The following is a 289-nucleotide window of genomic DNA, read 5'->3' as shown; positions in this document are numbered from 1 at the left end:
CCGCGCGGCGGCCCAGAAGCTGGTCGACGATGCCCACCAGGTCTGCCCCTACTCCAACGCCACACGCGGCAACATCGACGTGGCGCTGACGCTGGCCTGAGCGCCGCACCGCGAAATCAAAAAAGAGAGCTGCCAGCGCTTGCGTGGCAAGCGTTTGCGGCTCTTTTCATGCAAAACTGGCGCCACGGGCAGCGCACGCCGGCGGGGCTAGTGCCACAGCGCGTAGCGGCCCGGCCCGGTGATGGCCAGCAGCAGCAGGCCGCCTGTGATGCTGGCGTTCTTGTAGAAA

Annotated in this window: 1 pseudogene; it reads left to right on the top strand. The window is 66.8% G+C overall.

Annotated elements, in window-relative coordinates:
- A pseudogene (locus B2J89_RS22125) lies at positions 1-100 on the top strand (organic hydroperoxide resistance protein); the annotation flags it as partial.
- Positions 101-289 lie beyond the last annotated feature (189 nt).

The organism is Acidovorax sp. SRB_24 (assembly GCF_012931925.1).
The sequence above is the reverse complement of the archived record's forward strand: the minus strand, read 5'-3'. Positions and strand labels throughout refer to the sequence as shown.